This window comes from Streptomyces sp. NPDC028928 (assembly GCF_055564915.1).
Window position 1 is genome coordinate 399,419 of sequence record NZ_JBVHVI010000003.1, and the last position, 14,624, is coordinate 414,042.

The window sequence follows — 14,624 nt, forward strand, 5'->3', positions numbered from 1 at the left end:
ACTTCTGCTGGTGTTCTTTGTTTGATTGTGATCGACGGAGGCGTTGTCGAGTTGTGGTCTGTTATGTTTGATTGTGTTGAGTGATGGGGTGTGGGCCGTGCGGACACACCCAGGGCCCGAACAAGGAGTCCGGCGTGAAGAAGACCTCGACCCGGCTGGCCGACGGTCGTGAGCTGATCTACTACGACCTGCGGGACGACACCGTGCGCGACGCGGTCGACCGGCGCCCGCTGGACCGTACGGTCACCACCTCCGAGATCCGCCGCGACCCGCTGCTCGGCGACTCGGTCGCCGTCGCCTCCCACCGCCAGGGCCGCACCTACCACCCGCCGGCCGACGAGTGCCCCCTGTGCCCCACGCACGGCGACCGGCTCAGCGAGATCCCCGACTCCTCGTACGACGTCGTCGTCTTCGAGAACCGGTTCCCCTCCCTCGCCGGCGACTCCGGCCGCTGCGAGGTCGTCTGCTTCACCTCCGACCACGACGCCTCCTTCGCGGACCTCACCGAGGACCAGACGCGGCTGGTGCTGGACGCGTGGACGGACCGCACGTCGGAGCTGTCGCATCTGCCCTCCGTCGAGCAGGTGTTCTGTTTCGAGAACCGCGGTGCCGAGATCGGCGTGACCCTCGGCCACCCGCACGGACAGATCTACGCCTACCCCTTCACCACCCCGCGCACCGCGCTGATGCTCCGCTCGCTCGCCGCCCACAAGGAGGCCACCGGCGGGGAGAACCTGTTCGACGCGGTCCTCGCGCGGGAACTCGCCGGTGAGCGGGTCGTCCTTGAGGGTGAACACTGGGCGGCCTTCGTGCCGTACGCGGCGCACTGGCCGTACGAGGTCCACCTGTACCCGAAGCGCCGCGTGCCCGATCTGCTCGCGCTGGACGAGGCGGCACGCACAGAGTTCGCCCAGGTCTATCTGGAACTCTTGAGGCGCTTCGACCGGATCTTCGGCGAGGTGGAACCTCCGACGCCGTACATCGCGGCCTGGCACCAGGCCCCGTTCGGCGCGCTGGACGAGTTCGACGGCGTGACGCGCGACGACTTCGCGCTCCACCTAGAGCTTTTCACCATCCGCCGCACTTCCGGCAAGCTGAAGTTTCTCGCGGGTTCCGAGTCCGGCATGAACGTGTTCATCAACGACGTGCCGCCGGAGCGCGCGGCCGAGCGACTGCGAGAGGTAGCGAGTTCATGAAGTACCTGGTGACGGGTGGGGCCGGATACGTCGGCAGTGTGGTGGCCCAGCACCTGCTGGAGGCGGGCCACGAGGTCACCGTCCTCGACAACCTCTCCACCGGCTTCCGCGCGGGCGTGCCCGCCGGTGCCGCGTTCATCGAGGGCGACATCCGCGACGCCGCCAAGTGGCTCGACCCCTCCTTCGACGGCGTGCTGCACTTCGCCGCGTTCTCGCAGGTCGGCGAGTCGGTGGTGAAGCCGGAGAAGTACTGGGAGAACAACGTCGGCGGCAGCATGGCGCTGCTCGCCGCGATGCGCGAGGCCGGCGTCCGCAAGCTGGTGTTCTCCTCCACCGCGGCCACCTACGGCGAGCCGGAGCGGACCCCGATCCCGGAGACCGCCCCGACGCGGCCCACCAGCCCCTACGGCGCCTCCAAGCTCGCCGTCGACCACATGATCACCAGCGAGGCGGTCGCCCACGGCCTGGCCGCGGTCTCCCTGCGCTACTTCAACGTCGCCGGCGCCTACGGCGCGTACGGCGAGCGCCACGACCCCGAGTCGCACCTCATCCCCCTGGTCCTCCAGGTCGCCCAGGGCCGCCGCGACGCCATCTCCGTCTACGGCGACGACTACCCGACCCCCGACGGCACCTGCGTCCGCGACTACATCCACGTCGCCGACCTGGCCGACGCCCATCTGCTGGCGCTGACCGCCGCCCGGCCGGGCGAGCACCTGATCTGCAACCTCGGCAACGGCAACGGCTTCTCCGTCCGGGAGGTCATCGAGACCGTCCGCGAGGTCACCGGCCACCCGATCCCCGAGGTGGTCGCCCCGCGCCGGGGTGGCGACCCGGCCGTCCTGGTCGCCTCCGCGGACACCGCCCGCGAGAAACTGGGCTGGAACCCGACCCGCGCGGATCTCGCGGGCATCGTCGCGGACGCGTGGGAGTTCGCGCAGAGCATCACAAGGGAGCACTAGTGGGGGCACAGCAGGTCGCGGACCGCTTCGCCGAGCTGTACGGGGCGGAGCCGGAGGGCGTGTGGGCGGCGCCGGGCCGGGTCAACCTGATCGGCGAGCACACCGACTACAACGACGGCTTCGTCATGCCGTTCGCGCTGCCGCACCAGGCGCTCGCGGCGGTCTCCCGCCGCACCGACGGCGTGCTGCGCCTGCACTCGGCGGACATCGAGGGCGGGGTCGTCGAGCTGCGCCTGGACGCCCTCGCGCCCGGAACCGACCAGCACTGGACGGCGTACCCGGCGGGCGTGGTCTGGGCCCTGCGCGAGGCGGGCCACGAGATCACCGGCGCGGACGTGCACCTGTCCTCGACGGTCCCGACGGGCGCCGGCCTCTCCTCCTCGGCCGCCCTGGAGGTCGTGATCGCCCTGGCGCTGAACGACCTGTACGACCTGGGCCTGCGGCGGTGGAAGCTGGCCCGCCTGTGCCAGCGCGCCGAGAACGTCTACGTCGGCGCGCCGACCGGGATCATGGACCAGACCGCGTCGGCCTGCTGCGAGCAGGGCCACGCGCTGTTCCTGGACACCCGTGACCTGTCCCAGCAGCAGATCCCCTTCGACCTCGCGGCCGAGGGCCTGCGGCTGCTGGTCGTGGACACCCAGGTCAAGCACGCCCACAGCGGCGGCGAGTACGGCAAGCGCCGGGCCGGCTGCGAGAAGGGCGCGGCCCTGCTCGGCGTCGATGCCCTGCGGGACATCCCGTACGGCGAACTGGACGCGGCCCTCGCCCGCCTCGGCGACGAGGAGGAGGTGATCCGTCTGGTCCGGCACGTGGTGACGGAGGACGAACGGGTCGAGCGCACCGTCGCCCTGCTCCGCGCCGGCGACACCCGCGCCATCGGCCCGGTCCTCACCGAGGGCCACGCCTCCCTCCGCGACGACTTCCGCATCTCCTGCCCGGAGCTGGACCTGGTCGTGGACACCGCCCTCGCCGCCGGCGCCCTGGGCGCCCGCATGACCGGCGGCGGCTTCGGCGGCTCGGCGATCGTCCTGGCGGAGGCGACGGACGTCGACACCCTCACCAAGGCGGTCGAGGAGGCCTTCGCGGCGGCGGCCTACACGGCACCGCGCGTCTTCGAGGCGGTCCCCGCGGCGGGCGCCCGCCGGCTGCTCTGAGGTCGCGTCAGACCAGCCGCTTCGTCAGTGTGTACTCCGTGATCCCCGGCGGGTAGTCGGGGATCACGCACACCACCTCGTAGCCCTGCTTCTTGTAGAACTCCGGGGCCTGGAAGTCCCAGGTCTCCAGGCGGGACGCCGTGCAGCCGCGGTCGGTGGCGGCGATGCGCTCGGCCTCGGCGAGGAGGCGCGCGCCCAGGCCGGCGCCGCGGTGGACGGCGTCGACCCACAGGTAGGTGACGTGCAGCCAGGTCGTCCAGGTGTGGCCGACCAGGCCGCCCGCCAGGCCGCCGGAGGAGTCCAGGGCCCAGACGTGGAGGGGGACCTCGCGTTCGCCGGGTGTGCCGCGCAGGGCGGCGAGCACCGGGGAGGCCGCCGTGTTGGTGTCCCGCAGCCGCGAGTGCAGCAGATCCCGTCGATCTTTGTCGACTTCCGCCTCAATACGAAACATGCGGCACACCATAAACGCGCCGGACGGCCAGTTCTGCAAATCTCCTTCCGCTGCGTGCTCCCATCCGTACTCTGTGGAACAGCACCGGTGGGGGCCGGTGCCGCCTCAGGGGGCGAGACAGGCGGGTACGGCACCCGCGGTGGGGGTAGCAGTCTCCGCAACGGCGGCGGCCGTGCGGCGCGCGTCCTTGTCCGCGGGTGTCGTACCCGTGTTGGTCGTCGTTCTCCGGATCCATATCCGGGTTATTCCGGGCCGGCCTATTCCGGAGCTTTCCGGACCTTGGTATCCCCTGCTCCACGCGGAGCCTGGGGAAGGGGGTTACGTGGTTCGCATCCGAGTCCTGGTCGTGGACGACCACCGCATCTTCGCCGAGTCGCTCGCCGCCGCGCTCGCCGCCGAGCCCGACGTCGACGTCGCCGCGGCCGGCAGCGGCCCGGCCGCGCTGCGCTGCCTGGAGCGCGCGGCCGGCGAGGGCAGACGCTACGACGTGCTGCTGGTCGATGCCGACCTGGGCGGCCGGCTGCCCGGCGTCCGCCCGGCCGTACCCGTGCAGGAGGGCGACGAGGAGGGCCTGGTCGACGGCATCTCGCTGGTCGCCGGGGTCCGCGCCGCCCAGCCCGCCGTACGGATCGTCGTCCTCGCCGAGAAGGACGACCCGCGCCGCGCGGCTCTCGCGCTGCAGGCCGGGGCCTCCGGCTGGGTCGCCAAGGACTGCTCGCTGTCCCGGCTGCTGACGGTGATCCGGGGGGTGCTGCGCGACGAGACCCATCTGCCGCCGGCCCTGCTCACCGGGGTGCTGAAGGAGCTGACGGCGGCCCGCAAGCACCGCACCGAGAGCGAGCGGCTGGTGGAGTCCCTCACCCCGAGGGAACGGGAGGTGCTGCGCTGCATGGTCGCCGGGCTCGGCCGCAAGGCCGTCGCCGAGCGGCTGTTCCTCTCCCCGCACACCGTCCGCACCCACATGCAGAACGTCCTCGGCAAGCTGGGCGTCCACTCCACCCTGGCCGCCGTCGCCCTGGCCCGGCGCGCGGGCGTGGGCCCGGCGGATCTGGGGTCTGCCGGGCGGATCATGCCGGAGGAAACGAACAGTGCCTGATCGACTCACGTGAGCGGGGTCTGGTGCGTGCAGCTGCAAGGCGGAGGAGGGAGTCGACGCGGAGCGTCGGCGAGTGACGACAACGCCGCAGATGTGCGTGCCAGGCCCCGCGTCTCTGGCAGGATCCGCCCGGCAGGCCCCTAACCGGGGATGTTGTCGAACGGGGCGGTCAGCTGGCGTAGCAGGCCGGCGAGTTCGGCGCGCTGGGCGCGGGAGAGTTCGCCGAGGATCGCCCGCTCCTGCTCCAGCAGCCCCGCCAGCGCCTGGTCCGCGCGGTCCCGGCCCTCGTCGGTCAGCCGGACCAGCACGCCCCGCCGGTCGCTCGGGTCGGGCAGCCGCTCCACCAGGCCCTTCTTCGCCAGCCGGTCGATGCGGTTGGTCATGGTGCCCGAGGTGACCAGGGTCTGCGTGAGCAGCTGGCCCGGGGAGAGCTGGTACGGCGTGCCCGCGCGCCGGAGCGCGGTCAGCACGTCGAACTCCCAGGGCTCCAGCTGGTGCTCGGAGAAGGCGAGCCGGCGGGCGCGGTCCAGGTGCCGGGCGAGTCGGCTCACCCGGCTCAGCACTTCCAGCGGCTCCACGTCGAGGTCCGGACGCTCCCGGCGCCACGCTGCGACCAGCCGATCGACCTCGTCCTCCATGGAGATCAGTGTAGTGGTTGTGTCGACGTGAAGTCTCTTGATGTCGAGTCTCTTGACGGCGAGATAAATGGGCGGGGAGAGTGGAAGGCATGACGACGCCCAGCTGGGACCCCGCCCAGTACCTCCGCCACGCCGGGCACCGGGCCCGGCCCTTCGCCGACCTCCTCGCCCGGATCCCGGCGCTCCCCGGCGACCGCCCCCGCATCGCCGACCTCGGCTGCGGCCCCGGCAACGTCACCGCCCTGCTCGCCGACCGCTGGCCCACCGCCCACATCACCGGCTACGACAACTCGCCCGAGATGCTCGACAAGGCCCACGTCGACCACGAGGGCCCCACGGCCGGCGGCCGCCTGGACTTCGCCCACGCCGACATCCGCACCTGGACGCCCACCGAGCCGTACGACCTGATCGTCTCCAACGCCACCCTCCAGTGGGTGCCGGGCCACACCGACCGCTTCCCGGACTGGATAGCCGCCCTGGAACCCGGCGGCACCCTCGCCTTCCAGGTCCCCGACAACATCGACGCACCGCTGCACGCCCTGATGCGGGACCTCGCCGACACCCCCCGCTGGCGCGACCGCCTCGCCGGCGTCCTGCGCCGCACCGACTCCGTCCACACCCCCGGCGCCTACCTGGACCGCCTCACCCGCCTCGGCTGCACGGCCGACGTGTGGCAGACGACCTACTTCCACGTCCTGCGGGGAGAGGACCCGGTCCTCGACTGGGCCAAGGGCACCGGCCTGCGCCCCGTCCTGACCACCCTCGCCGACGACCCCGAGGCCGGCGACGCGTTTCTCGCCGCATACCGGGACCTGCTGCGGGAGGCGTACCCGAGCGCGCCGTACGGGACCGTCCTCCCCTTCCGCCGGCTGTTCGCCGTCGCGGTGAAGGGGGCGTGAGGGACATGCTGGTCGCCGTCGACCACGTCCAGCTGGCCGCCCCGCCCGGTTCGGAGCCCGAGCTGCGGTCGTTCTACGTCGGTGTCCTCGGCATGACCGAGATCCCCCGACCGCCGGCGCTCGCGGCGCGCGGCGGCTGCTGGTTCGAAGCGGGGTTCGTCCAGCTCCACCTGGGCATCGAACAGGACTTCCGTCCCGCGAAGAAGGCCCACCCGGGGGTGCGGGTCACGGACATCGAGGCCTACGCGGCCCGGCTGGCCGCCCATGGGGCCCCGGTCAGCTGGGACGATCGTCTTCCCGGGCACCGGCGCTTCCACTGCGAGGACCCCGTCGGCAACCGCCTGGAGTTCCTCCAGCCCCGCTGACCTGCGCCCTACGCCTTGCGGTGGCCTATCAGCCGGGGCTTCGGCTCCAGCCCGTCCAGCCCGTGCCAGGCCAGGTTCACCAGGTGGGCCGCGACCTCCGCCTTCTTCGGGCGGCGTACGTCCAGCCACCACTGGCCGGTCAGGGCGACCATGCCGACCAGGGCCTGGGCGTAGAGCGGGGCCAGTTTGGGGTCGAAGCCGCGGGACTTGAACTCGCGGCCCAGGATGTCCTCGACCTGCGTGGCGATGTCGGAGATCAGAGAGGCGAAGGACCCCGTGGACTGCGGGATGGGGGAGTCACGGACCAGGATGCGGAAGCCGTCCGTGTACTCCTCGATGTAGTCCAGCAGCGCGAAGGCCGCCTGTTCGCACAGCTCGCGGGGGTGCCCGGCGGTCAGGGAGCTGGTCACCATGTCCAGCAGGCGCCGCATCTCGCGGTCCACCACCACCGCGTACAGCCCCTCCTTGCCGCCGAAGTGCTCGTACACCACCGGCTTGGACACCCCGGCCTTCGCCGCGATCTCCTCCACCGAGGTGCCCTCGAAACCTTTCGCCGCGAAGAGGGTGCGACCGATCTCCAGCAACTGCTGGCGGCGCTCGGCACCGGTCATACGGGTCCGGCGGGTCCGCCGCTGCTTGTCGTTGCCTGAGGTGCTGCTGGAGTCGGTCGCCACGGCGTCAATCATGCCGCCTTCGCGGTCTCCTTCCCGCGCCGGGAGCCCTCGCCGCCGGTGTTACGGCGCGAATCGATACGCGAGCGTGACGGCCAGCGCACGTCGTACGCCCAGCCGAGCACCTCGAAGATGCGGATGAACCGCGCGGAGGAGTCGATCTGGCCGCGCATCACGCCGTGCCGGGCCGAGGTCGGGTCGGCGTGGTGCAGGTTGTGCCAGGACTCCCCGCAGGACAGGACCGCCAGCCACCACACGTTGCCCGAGCGGTCCCGCGACTTGAACGGCCGCTTGCCGACCGCGTGACAGATCGAGTTGATCGACCAGGTCACATGGTGCAGCAGTGCCACCCTCACGAGTGAACCCCAGAAGAACGCGGTGAACGCGCCCCACCAGGACATCGTCACCAGGCCCCCGATCAGCGGGGGCAGGGTCAGGGACACGAAGGTCCACAGCACGAACTGGCGGGAGATCGTCCGGATCGCCTTGTCCTTGATCAGATCCGGCGCGTACTTGTCCTGCGGGGTCTGCTCCTCGTCGAACATCCAGCCGATGTGCGCCCACCACAGGCCCTTCATCAGCGCCGGAACAGTCTCGCCGAACCGCCAGGGCGAGTGCGGGTCACCCTCCGCGTCGGAGAACTTGTGATGCTTGCGGTGATCGGCCACCCAGCGCACCAGGGGGCCCTCGACCGCCAGCGACCCCATGATCGCCAGCGCGATCCGCAGGGGCCGCTTGGCCTTGAACGAACCATGGGTGAAGTACCGGTGGAAACCGATCGTGATGCCGTGGCACCCCAGGAAGTAGAAGAACACCAGCAGGCCCAGATCGAGCCAGCTCACCCCCCAGCCCCAGGCCAGCGGCACCGCCGCCACCAGCGCCAGGAACGGCACGGTGATGAACAGGAGCAGCGTGATCTGTTCGATCGAACGCTTCTGCTCGCCGCCCAGCGTGGCGGAGGGAGGGGGTGTGTCGGTGGCCTTACGGGCTTCTTCGATCACATCGGAACTTGAGGTCATGCGCGTCCCCTGTGGGGTCGATGGTCGAGGCAGTTGCCGGGCCTCCGGGACCGAGCGGGACTCGACGGTACTTTCCCTACGGTTCCGTAACCTACGGCGTCGTAAGTATGGCAGCGCCATGTGTGGCGGCAAGAGCCCCAGACCCTGCGCGTCCACATGGCCACCTATCCTTGGACTCGGTCGGACAGCGCGGTCCGCTGAAGTTTCCTTCCCGGACGCACCGGCCCGTATGCGGCGTCCCGCCGCTGGCAGCCGGCCGGGTTCCCCTCCCAGACGAGCTTCAACACTGCAAGGAGCCGCACCTGTGAGCAGTGCCGACGACCAGACCACCACGACCAGCAGCGAGCTGCGTGCCGACATCCGCCGGCTGGGTGATCTCCTCGGGGAGACCCTCGTCCGGCAGGAAGGCCCGGAACTCCTCGAACTGGTCGAGAAGGTCCGCCGCCTCACCCGCGAGGACGGCGAGGCCGCCGCCGAGCTGCTGCGCGGCACCGAACTGGAGACCGCGGCCAAGCTGGTCCGCGCGTTCTCCACGTACTTCCACCTTGCCAACATCACCGAACAGGTGCACCGCGGGCGGGAGCTGCGCGCCCGGCGCGCCGCCGAGGGCGGTCTGCTCTCCCGCACCGCCGACCGGCTCAAGGACGCCGACCCCGAGCACCTGAAGCAGACCGTGCGGCACCTGAACGTCCGCCCGGTCTTCACCGCACACCCCACCGAGGCCGCACGCCGGTCCGTCCTCAACAAGCTCCGGCGCATCGCCGCGCTCCTGGAAGAGCCCGTCCTCGACTCCGACCGGCGCCGCCACGACGTCCGCCTCGCCGAGAACATCGACCTCGTCTGGCAGACCGACGAGCTGCGCGTCGTACGGCCCGAACCGGCCGACGAGGCCCGCAACGCCATCTACTACCTCGACGAGCTGCACGCCGGCGCGGTCGGTGACGTCCTGGAGGACCTCACCGCGGAACTGGAGCGCGTCGGCGTCAAGCTGCCCGACGAAACCCGCCCCCTCACCTTCGGCACCTGGATCGGCGGCGACCGCGACGGCAACCCCAACGTCACCCCCCAGGTGACCTGGGACGTCCTGATCCTCCAGCACGAGCACGGCATCAACGACGCCCTGGAGACGATCGACGAGCTGCGCGGCCTGCTGTCCAACTCCATCCGCTACACCGGCGCCACCCAGGAGCTGCTCGACTCCCTCCAGGCCGACCTGGACCGGCTCCCCGAGATCAGCCCCCGCTACAAGCGCCTCAACGCCGAGGAGCCCTACCGGCTCAAGGCCACCTGCATCCGGCAGAAGCTGGAGAACACCAAGCAGCGCCTCGCCAAGGGCACCCCGCACGAGGACGGCCGCGACTACCTCGGCACCAGCGAACTGCTGCACGACCTGCGGATCATCCAGGCCTCGCTGCGCGAACACCGCGGCGGCCTCTTCGCCGACGGCCGTCTCGCCCGCACCATCCGCACCCTCGCGGCCTTCGGTCTCCAGCTCGCCACCATGGACGTCCGCGAACACGCCGACGCCCACCACCACGCCCTCGGTCAGCTCTTCGACCGGCTCGGCGAGGAGTCCTGGCGCTACGCCGACATGCCCCGCGAGTACCGGGCCAAGCTCCTCGCCAAGGAACTCCGCTCCCGGCGCCCCCTCGCCCCCACCCCGGCGCCCGTCGACGCCGCCGGGCAGAAGACCCTCGGCGTCTTCCAGACGGTCAAGAAGGCCCTGGAGGTCTTCGGCCCCGAGGTCATCGAGTCCTACATCATCTCGATGTGCCAGGGCGCAGACGACGTCTTCGCCGCGACCGTCCTCGCCCGCGAGGCCGGCCTCATCGACCTGCACGCCGGCTGGGCCAAGATCGGCATCGTCCCGCTGCTGGAGACGACGGACGAGCTGAAGGCCGCCGACACGATCCTGGAGGACATGCTCTCCGACCCGTCGTACCGGCGCCTGGTCGCGCTGCGTGGCGACGTCCAGGAGGTCATGCTCGGTTACTCCGACTCCTCCAAGTTCGGCGGTATCACCACCAGCCAGTGGGAGATCCACCGCGCCCAGCGCCGGCTGCGCGACGTCGCCCACCGCTACGGCGTCCGCCTGCGCCTCTTCCACGGCCGCGGCGGCACCGTCGGCCGCGGCGGCGGCCCCTCCCACGACGCCATCCTCGCCCAGCCCTGGGGCACCCTGGAGGGCGAGATCAAGGTCACCGAGCAGGGCGAGGTCATCTCCGACAAGTACCTCATCCCGTCGCTGGCCCGGGAGAACCTGGAACTGACGGTGGCGGCCACCCTGCAGGCCTCCGCCCTGCACACCGCCCCCCGCCAGTCCGACGAGGCCCTCGCCCGCTGGGACGCGGCCATGGACGTCGTCTCCGACGCCGCCCACGCCGCCTACCGCCGCCTGGTCGAGGACCCCGACCTGCCGACGTACTTCCTCGCCTCCACCCCCGTCGACCAGCTCGCCGACCTGCACCTGGGCTCGCGGCCCTCGCGCCGCCCCGGCTCGGGCGTCTCGCTCGACGGACTGCGGGCCATCCCGTGGGTGTTCGGCTGGACCCAGTCCCGGCAGATCGTCCCCGGCTGGTTCGGCGTCGGCTCCGGCCTGAAGGCCCTGCGCGAGGCCGGCCTGGACACCGTCCTCGACGAGATGCACCAGCAGTGGCACTTCTTCCGCAACTTCATCTCCAACGTCGAGATGACCCTCGCCAAGACGGACCTGCGGATCGCCCAGCACTACGTCGACACCCTCGTCCCGGACGAACTCAAGCACGTCTTCGACACCATCAAGGCCGAACACGAGCTGACCGTCCGCGAGGTCCTCCGGGTCACCGGCGAAGAGGAACTGCTGGACGCCCAGCCCGTCCTCAAGCAGACCTTCGCCATCCGCGACGCCTACCTGGACCCGATCTCCTACCTCCAGGTCGCCCTGCTCAAGCGGCAGCGCGACGCCGCCGCGGCCGGCGTGAACCCCGACCCGCTGCTCTCCCGCGCCCTGCTCCTCACCGTCAACGGCGTGGCAGCCGGCCTGCGCAACACCGGCTGACCCCGCACGGACACACAAGGGCGCCCCCGAGGTCGTACGACCCCGGGGGCGCCCCTTTTCCGCCTCAGCTCACTGCAGGGCCACGAACGCCGCCGTCAGCAGCCCCGCGCCCGACAGCCCCAGCACCCACGCCGGCCGGACCAGCCGCATCCCGCCCGCGACCACCACAGCGGCCAGCAGCAGCGCCCCGCCCAGCGGCACCCAGGCGTACAGGATCCCCGCCGGACCCGACCGCACCGCGTCCCCGGAATCCGGCTTCAGCACCACGTCGTACGTCGTCCCCGTCCGCACCGCGACGGACTGCGCGATCTCCACGCGCGCGCGTGGCCGCGCCCCCGCGGACGCGGGCGTGAACGGGCCGCTGCACACGCGCCCCGCGCACTGCGTCACGCGGACCGTGCCCCGTTCGCGTCCCTTGGTCAGCATCACGTGCTGGGCGGTCCCCCAGGAACCCCACACCCCGGCGAACAGGATCAGCACGGCGAGCGCGCCCATCGTCGCGACCCGCCCGAACCGCAACGCGGACACGGACGCCTGACGAGCGGTACTGGCTGTGGCAGGCATGGCCGGGATCATTGGCCATACCCCTACGGCCGGTCAACTCCGCGGACGCCAAGCCCGGACAAGTCAGGAGTTGTACGCGCTCTGCGCCCGCTCCAGACCCTCCGTCACCAAGGACTCCACCGCGTCCGCCGCACGGTCCACGAAGTAGTCCAGCTCCTTGCGCTCCGCCGACGAGAAGTCCTTCAGCACGAAGTCGGCCACCTGCATCCGCCCCGGCGGCCGGCCGATCCCGAAGCGCACCCGGTGGTAGTCCGGCCCCATCGCCTTCGTCATCGACTTCAGACCGTTGTGCCCGTTGTCACCGCCGCCCAGCTTCAGCCGCAGCGTGCCGTAGTCGATGTCCAGCTCGTCATGGACCGCCACGATGTTCGCCACCGGAACCTTGTAGAAGTCCCTCAGCGCGTTCACCGGGCCGCCGGACAGGTTCATGTACGACATCGGCTTCGCCAGGATCACCCGGCGGCTCCCCGGCCCCGCCGGACCGATCCGCCCCTCCAGCACCTGCGCCTGGGCCTTGCCCGCCCGCTTGAACTTCCCCCCGATCCGGTCCGCGAGCAGGTCCGCCACCATGAAGCCGACGTTGTGCCGGTTCATGGCGTACTCCGGCCCGGGATTACCGAGCCCGACGATGAGCCAGGGATCACTGGCGGGGGTGGTCACGTCCATGTCTCCTTGATACGCGCCAGCCGCTGCCCCCGGCGAGGGAAGCAGCGGCTGACCGGATGATGACGACGGCGAGGATCAGGCCTCGGCGGCCTCTTCGCCCTCGGCGGCCTCACCCTCAGTCTCCTCGGCCTGCGCGGCCAGGACCTGAAGGACGACCGCGTCCTCCTCGACGGCCAGCGTGGTGCCGGACGGGAGGGTGATGTCCTTGGCGAGGATGGAGGCACCGGCCTCCAGGCCCTCGACGGAGACGGTGACCGACTCGGGGATGTGCGTGGCCTCGGTCTCCACCGGCAGCGCGTCCAGGACGTGCTCCAGCAGGTTGCCACCCGGGGCCAGCTCGCCCTCGGTGTGCACCGGGATGTCGACGTTGACCTTCTCGCCCCGCTTGACCAGCAGCAGGTCGACGTGCTCCAGGAAGCCCTTCAGCGGGTCACGCTGCACGGCCTTCGGGATCGCCAGCTCGTTGGCCTTGCCGTCGATGTCCAGGGAGATCAGGACGTTCGGCGTACGCAGCGCCAGCAGCAGGTCGTGGCCCGGCAGGGTCAGGTGCAGCGGGTCGGAGCCGTGGCCGTACAGAACGACCGGCACCTTGTTGTCACGGCGGATGCGGCGGGCCGCACCCTTGCCGAACTCGGTGCGGGTCTCGGCGCTGAGCTTCACCTCGGACATATGGATCACTCCTCGTAGGATCTCGGAACGGACGTGGTCACCCGGCCACGAACGGCCTGCTACGAAGAGCGCGTCGATAACGGACCGCCGTACACGAGTACGGCCTCCCTCGCCGAGCAACTGCAGCAGTCTACTCGGAGGGGGAGGCCGTACCCAAAACGATCACAGCAGGGGGTGCGGAAGGAGCTGCAGAAACCTCACTGCTCGTCGAAGAGGCTGGTCACCGAACCATCCTCGAACACCTCACGCACCGCGCTCGCGATCGTCGGAGCGATCGACAGCACCGTGATCTTGTCCAGATCCCGGCCCAGCTCCGCCGGCGTCGGCAGCGTGTTGGTGAACACGAACTCACTCACCCGCGAGTTCTTCAGCCGGTCGGCCGCCGGTCCCGACAGCACACCGTGCGTCGCGGTGACGATGACGTCCTCGGCGCCGTGCGCGAACAGCGCGTCGGCAGCGGCGCAGATCGTGCCACCCGTGTCGATCATGTCGTCGACCAGGACACACACGCGGCCCTTGACCTCACCCACGACCTCGTGGACCGTCACCTGGTTCGCCACGTCTTTGTCACGGCGCTTGTGCACGATCGCCAGCGGCGCGCCGAGCCGGTCGCACCACCGGTCCGCCACCCGCACCCGGCCCGCGTCCGGAGACACGACCGTCAGCTTGTCCCGGTCCACCTTCTTGCCCACGTAGTCCGCCAGCAGCGGCAGCGCGAACAGGTGGTCCACCGGACCGTCGAAGAAGCCCTGGATCTGATCCGTGTGCAGATCCACGGTCAGGATGCGGTCCGCACCCGCCGTCTTCATCAGATCCGCGATCAGACGCGCCGAGATCGGTTCACGACCCCGGTGCTTCTTGTCCTGCCGCGCGTAACCGTAGAACGGCACGATCACCGTGATGGAACGGGCCGACGCACGCTTCAGCGCGTCGATCATGATCAGCTGCTCCATGATCCACTGGTTGATCGGAGCCGTGTGGCTCTGGATCACGAAACAGTCCGCACCACGCGCCGACTCCTGGTAACGGACGTAGATCTCACCGTTCGCGAAGTCGAAGGCCTTCGTCGGGACGACCCCGACACCCAGCTGCTGGGCGACCTCCTCGGCAAGCTCGGGGTGGGCGCGGCCGGAGAAGAACATCAACTTCTTCTCGCCGGTCGTCTTGATCCCGGTCACAGCACTGTCTCCTCAGAGGTTGTCTCAGCCAGCCGGCTGCTCGGCGACCTCCCGACTGGGCA

Annotated in this window: 15 protein-coding genes; 7 read left to right on the forward strand and 8 right to left on the reverse strand. The window is 70.7% G+C overall.

Annotation, left to right across the window (positions count from 1 at the left end):
• Nucleotides 1–134 precede the first annotated feature (134 nt).
• Genes galT through galK form a run of 3 tightly spaced genes read left to right on the forward strand, consistent with a single transcriptional unit; the run spans nucleotide 135 to nucleotide 3,309 of the window.
• Entirely contained in the window at nucleotides 135–1,196 is a 1,062-nt protein-coding gene (galT, locus tag ACZ4U1_RS10910; protein WP_467902064.1) for a galactose-1-phosphate uridylyltransferase, read from the forward strand.
• Entirely contained in the window at nucleotides 1,193–2,155 is a 963-nt protein-coding gene (gene galE / locus ACZ4U1_RS10915; RefSeq protein ID WP_467902065.1) for a UDP-glucose 4-epimerase GalE, read from the forward strand. Before galT ends, galE begins: the two co-directional genes overlap by 4 nt.
• A complete protein-coding gene (galK, locus tag ACZ4U1_RS10920) occupies nucleotides 2,155–3,309 on the forward strand; it encodes a galactokinase (RefSeq protein ID WP_467902066.1) in 1,155 nt (384 codons plus the stop codon). Before galE ends, galK begins: the two co-directional genes overlap by 1 nt.
• A 7-nt stretch (nucleotides 3,310–3,316) precedes the next feature.
• Here the strand turns inward: galK and ACZ4U1_RS10925 are convergent, their stop codons facing one another.
• Nucleotides 3,317–3,772 carry a GNAT family N-acetyltransferase gene (locus tag ACZ4U1_RS10925; RefSeq protein WP_467902068.1) on the reverse strand — a complete coding sequence of 152 codons (456 nt, stop codon included), beginning with the start codon at nucleotides 3,770–3,772 and terminating at the stop codon, nucleotides 3,317–3,319.
• 310 nt (nucleotides 3,773–4,082) lie between these two features.
• Here ACZ4U1_RS10925 and ACZ4U1_RS10930 point away from each other — a divergent pair, with 310 nt between their 5' ends.
• Nucleotides 4,083–4,856, forward strand: a complete 774-nt coding sequence (locus tag ACZ4U1_RS10930; protein WP_467902069.1) for a LuxR C-terminal-related transcriptional regulator — start codon at nucleotides 4,083–4,085, stop codon at nucleotides 4,854–4,856.
• Nucleotides 4,857–4,996: 140 nt separating this feature from the next.
• Here ACZ4U1_RS10930 and tamR read toward each other — a convergent pair whose 3' ends face one another.
• On the reverse strand, nucleotides 4,997–5,494 hold the full coding sequence (gene tamR, locus ACZ4U1_RS10935) for a MarR family transcriptional regulator TamR (protein ID WP_189294766.1): 498 nt from the start codon (nucleotides 5,492–5,494) through the stop codon (nucleotides 4,997–4,999).
• Nucleotides 5,495–5,583: 89 nt separating this feature from the next.
• On the opposite strand from tamR, the gene ACZ4U1_RS10940 reads away from it, so the two are divergent.
• Together ACZ4U1_RS10940 and ACZ4U1_RS10945 are read left to right on the forward strand one after the other, a co-directional pair.
• Nucleotides 5,584–6,393 carry a trans-aconitate 2-methyltransferase gene (locus tag ACZ4U1_RS10940; protein ID WP_467902070.1) on the forward strand — a complete coding sequence of 270 codons (810 nt, stop codon included), beginning with the start codon at nucleotides 5,584–5,586 and terminating at the stop codon, nucleotides 6,391–6,393.
• 5 nt (nucleotides 6,394–6,398) lie between these two features.
• Entirely contained in the window at nucleotides 6,399–6,758 is a 360-nt protein-coding gene (locus ACZ4U1_RS10945; protein WP_467902279.1) for a VOC family protein, read from the forward strand.
• 8 nt (nucleotides 6,759–6,766) lie between these two features.
• Here ACZ4U1_RS10945 and ACZ4U1_RS10950 read toward each other — a convergent pair whose 3' ends face one another.
• Together ACZ4U1_RS10950 and ACZ4U1_RS10955 are read right to left on the reverse strand one after the other, a co-directional pair.
• Nucleotides 6,767–7,444 carry a TetR/AcrR family transcriptional regulator gene (locus tag ACZ4U1_RS10950; RefSeq protein WP_030778996.1) on the reverse strand — a complete coding sequence of 226 codons (678 nt, stop codon included), beginning with the start codon at nucleotides 7,442–7,444 and terminating at the stop codon, nucleotides 6,767–6,769.
• Complete coding sequence (locus ACZ4U1_RS10955; protein ID WP_467902073.1) at nucleotides 7,441–8,448, reverse strand: acyl-CoA desaturase; 1,008 nt, start codon at nucleotides 8,446–8,448, stop codon at nucleotides 7,441–7,443. Before ACZ4U1_RS10955 ends, ACZ4U1_RS10950 begins: the two co-directional genes overlap by 4 nt.
• A 304-nt stretch (nucleotides 8,449–8,752) precedes the next feature.
• On the opposite strand from ACZ4U1_RS10955, the gene ppc reads away from it, so the two are divergent.
• Nucleotides 8,753–11,485 (forward strand): phosphoenolpyruvate carboxylase, encoded by a 2,733-nt coding sequence (gene ppc, locus ACZ4U1_RS10960; protein WP_467902075.1) that lies wholly within the window; start codon nucleotides 8,753–8,755, stop codon nucleotides 11,483–11,485.
• 69 nt (nucleotides 11,486–11,554) lie between these two features.
• Here ppc and ACZ4U1_RS10965 read toward each other — a convergent pair whose 3' ends face one another.
• The 4 genes from ACZ4U1_RS10965 to ACZ4U1_RS10980 all read right to left on the reverse strand — a co-directional run bounded on the left by ACZ4U1_RS10965 (nucleotide 11,555) and on the right by ACZ4U1_RS10980 (nucleotide 14,562).
• Nucleotides 11,555–12,061 carry a hypothetical protein gene (locus tag ACZ4U1_RS10965; RefSeq protein WP_467902076.1) on the reverse strand — a complete coding sequence of 169 codons (507 nt, stop codon included), beginning with the start codon at nucleotides 12,059–12,061 and terminating at the stop codon, nucleotides 11,555–11,557.
• Between the two features lie 51 nt (nucleotides 12,062–12,112).
• Complete coding sequence (pth, locus tag ACZ4U1_RS10970; RefSeq protein WP_467902078.1) at nucleotides 12,113–12,715, reverse strand: aminoacyl-tRNA hydrolase; 603 nt, start codon at nucleotides 12,713–12,715, stop codon at nucleotides 12,113–12,115.
• Nucleotides 12,716–12,790: 75 nt separating this feature from the next.
• A complete protein-coding gene (locus ACZ4U1_RS10975; RefSeq protein ID WP_467902080.1) occupies nucleotides 12,791–13,384 on the reverse strand; it encodes a 50S ribosomal protein L25/general stress protein Ctc in 594 nt (197 codons plus the stop codon).
• A 197-nt stretch (nucleotides 13,385–13,581) separates the two neighbouring features.
• Nucleotides 13,582–14,562, reverse strand: coding sequence for a ribose-phosphate diphosphokinase (locus tag ACZ4U1_RS10980; protein ID WP_181793527.1), 981 nt, complete (start codon nucleotides 14,560–14,562; stop codon nucleotides 13,582–13,584).
• Nucleotides 14,563–14,624 lie beyond the last annotated feature (62 nt).

Excerpts from the sequence above, each read along its gene's own strand:
- ACZ4U1_RS10925 (WP_467902068.1), bottom strand. The coding sequence starts at position 3,772 with ATGGTGTGCCGCATGTTTCGTATTGAGGCGGAAGTCGACAAAGATCGA.
- ACZ4U1_RS10975 (WP_467902080.1), bottom strand. The coding sequence starts at position 13,384 with ATGTCCGAGGTGAAGCTCAGCGCCGAGACCCGCACCGAGTTCGGCAAG.
- ACZ4U1_RS10955 (WP_467902073.1), bottom strand. The coding sequence starts at position 8,448 with ATGACCTCAAGTTCCGATGTGATCGAAGAAGCCCGTAAGGCCACCGAC.
- ACZ4U1_RS10945 (WP_467902279.1), top strand. The coding sequence starts at position 6,399 with ATGCTGGTCGCCGTCGACCACGTCCAGCTGGCCGCCCCGCCCGGTTCG.
- tamR (WP_189294766.1), bottom strand. The coding sequence starts at position 5,494 with ATGGAGGACGAGGTCGATCGGCTGGTCGCAGCGTGGCGCCGGGAGCGT.
- pth (WP_467902078.1), bottom strand. The coding sequence starts at position 12,715 with ATGGACGTGACCACCCCCGCCAGTGATCCCTGGCTCATCGTCGGGCTC.
- ACZ4U1_RS10950 (WP_030778996.1), bottom strand. The coding sequence starts at position 7,444 with ATGATTGACGCCGTGGCGACCGACTCCAGCAGCACCTCAGGCAACGAC.
- ACZ4U1_RS10940 (WP_467902070.1), top strand. The coding sequence starts at position 5,584 with ATGACGACGCCCAGCTGGGACCCCGCCCAGTACCTCCGCCACGCCGGG.
- ACZ4U1_RS10965 (WP_467902076.1), bottom strand. The coding sequence starts at position 12,061 with ATGATCCCGGCCATGCCTGCCACAGCCAGTACCGCTCGTCAGGCGTCC.
- galE (WP_467902065.1), top strand. The coding sequence starts at position 1,193 with ATGAAGTACCTGGTGACGGGTGGGGCCGGATACGTCGGCAGTGTGGTG.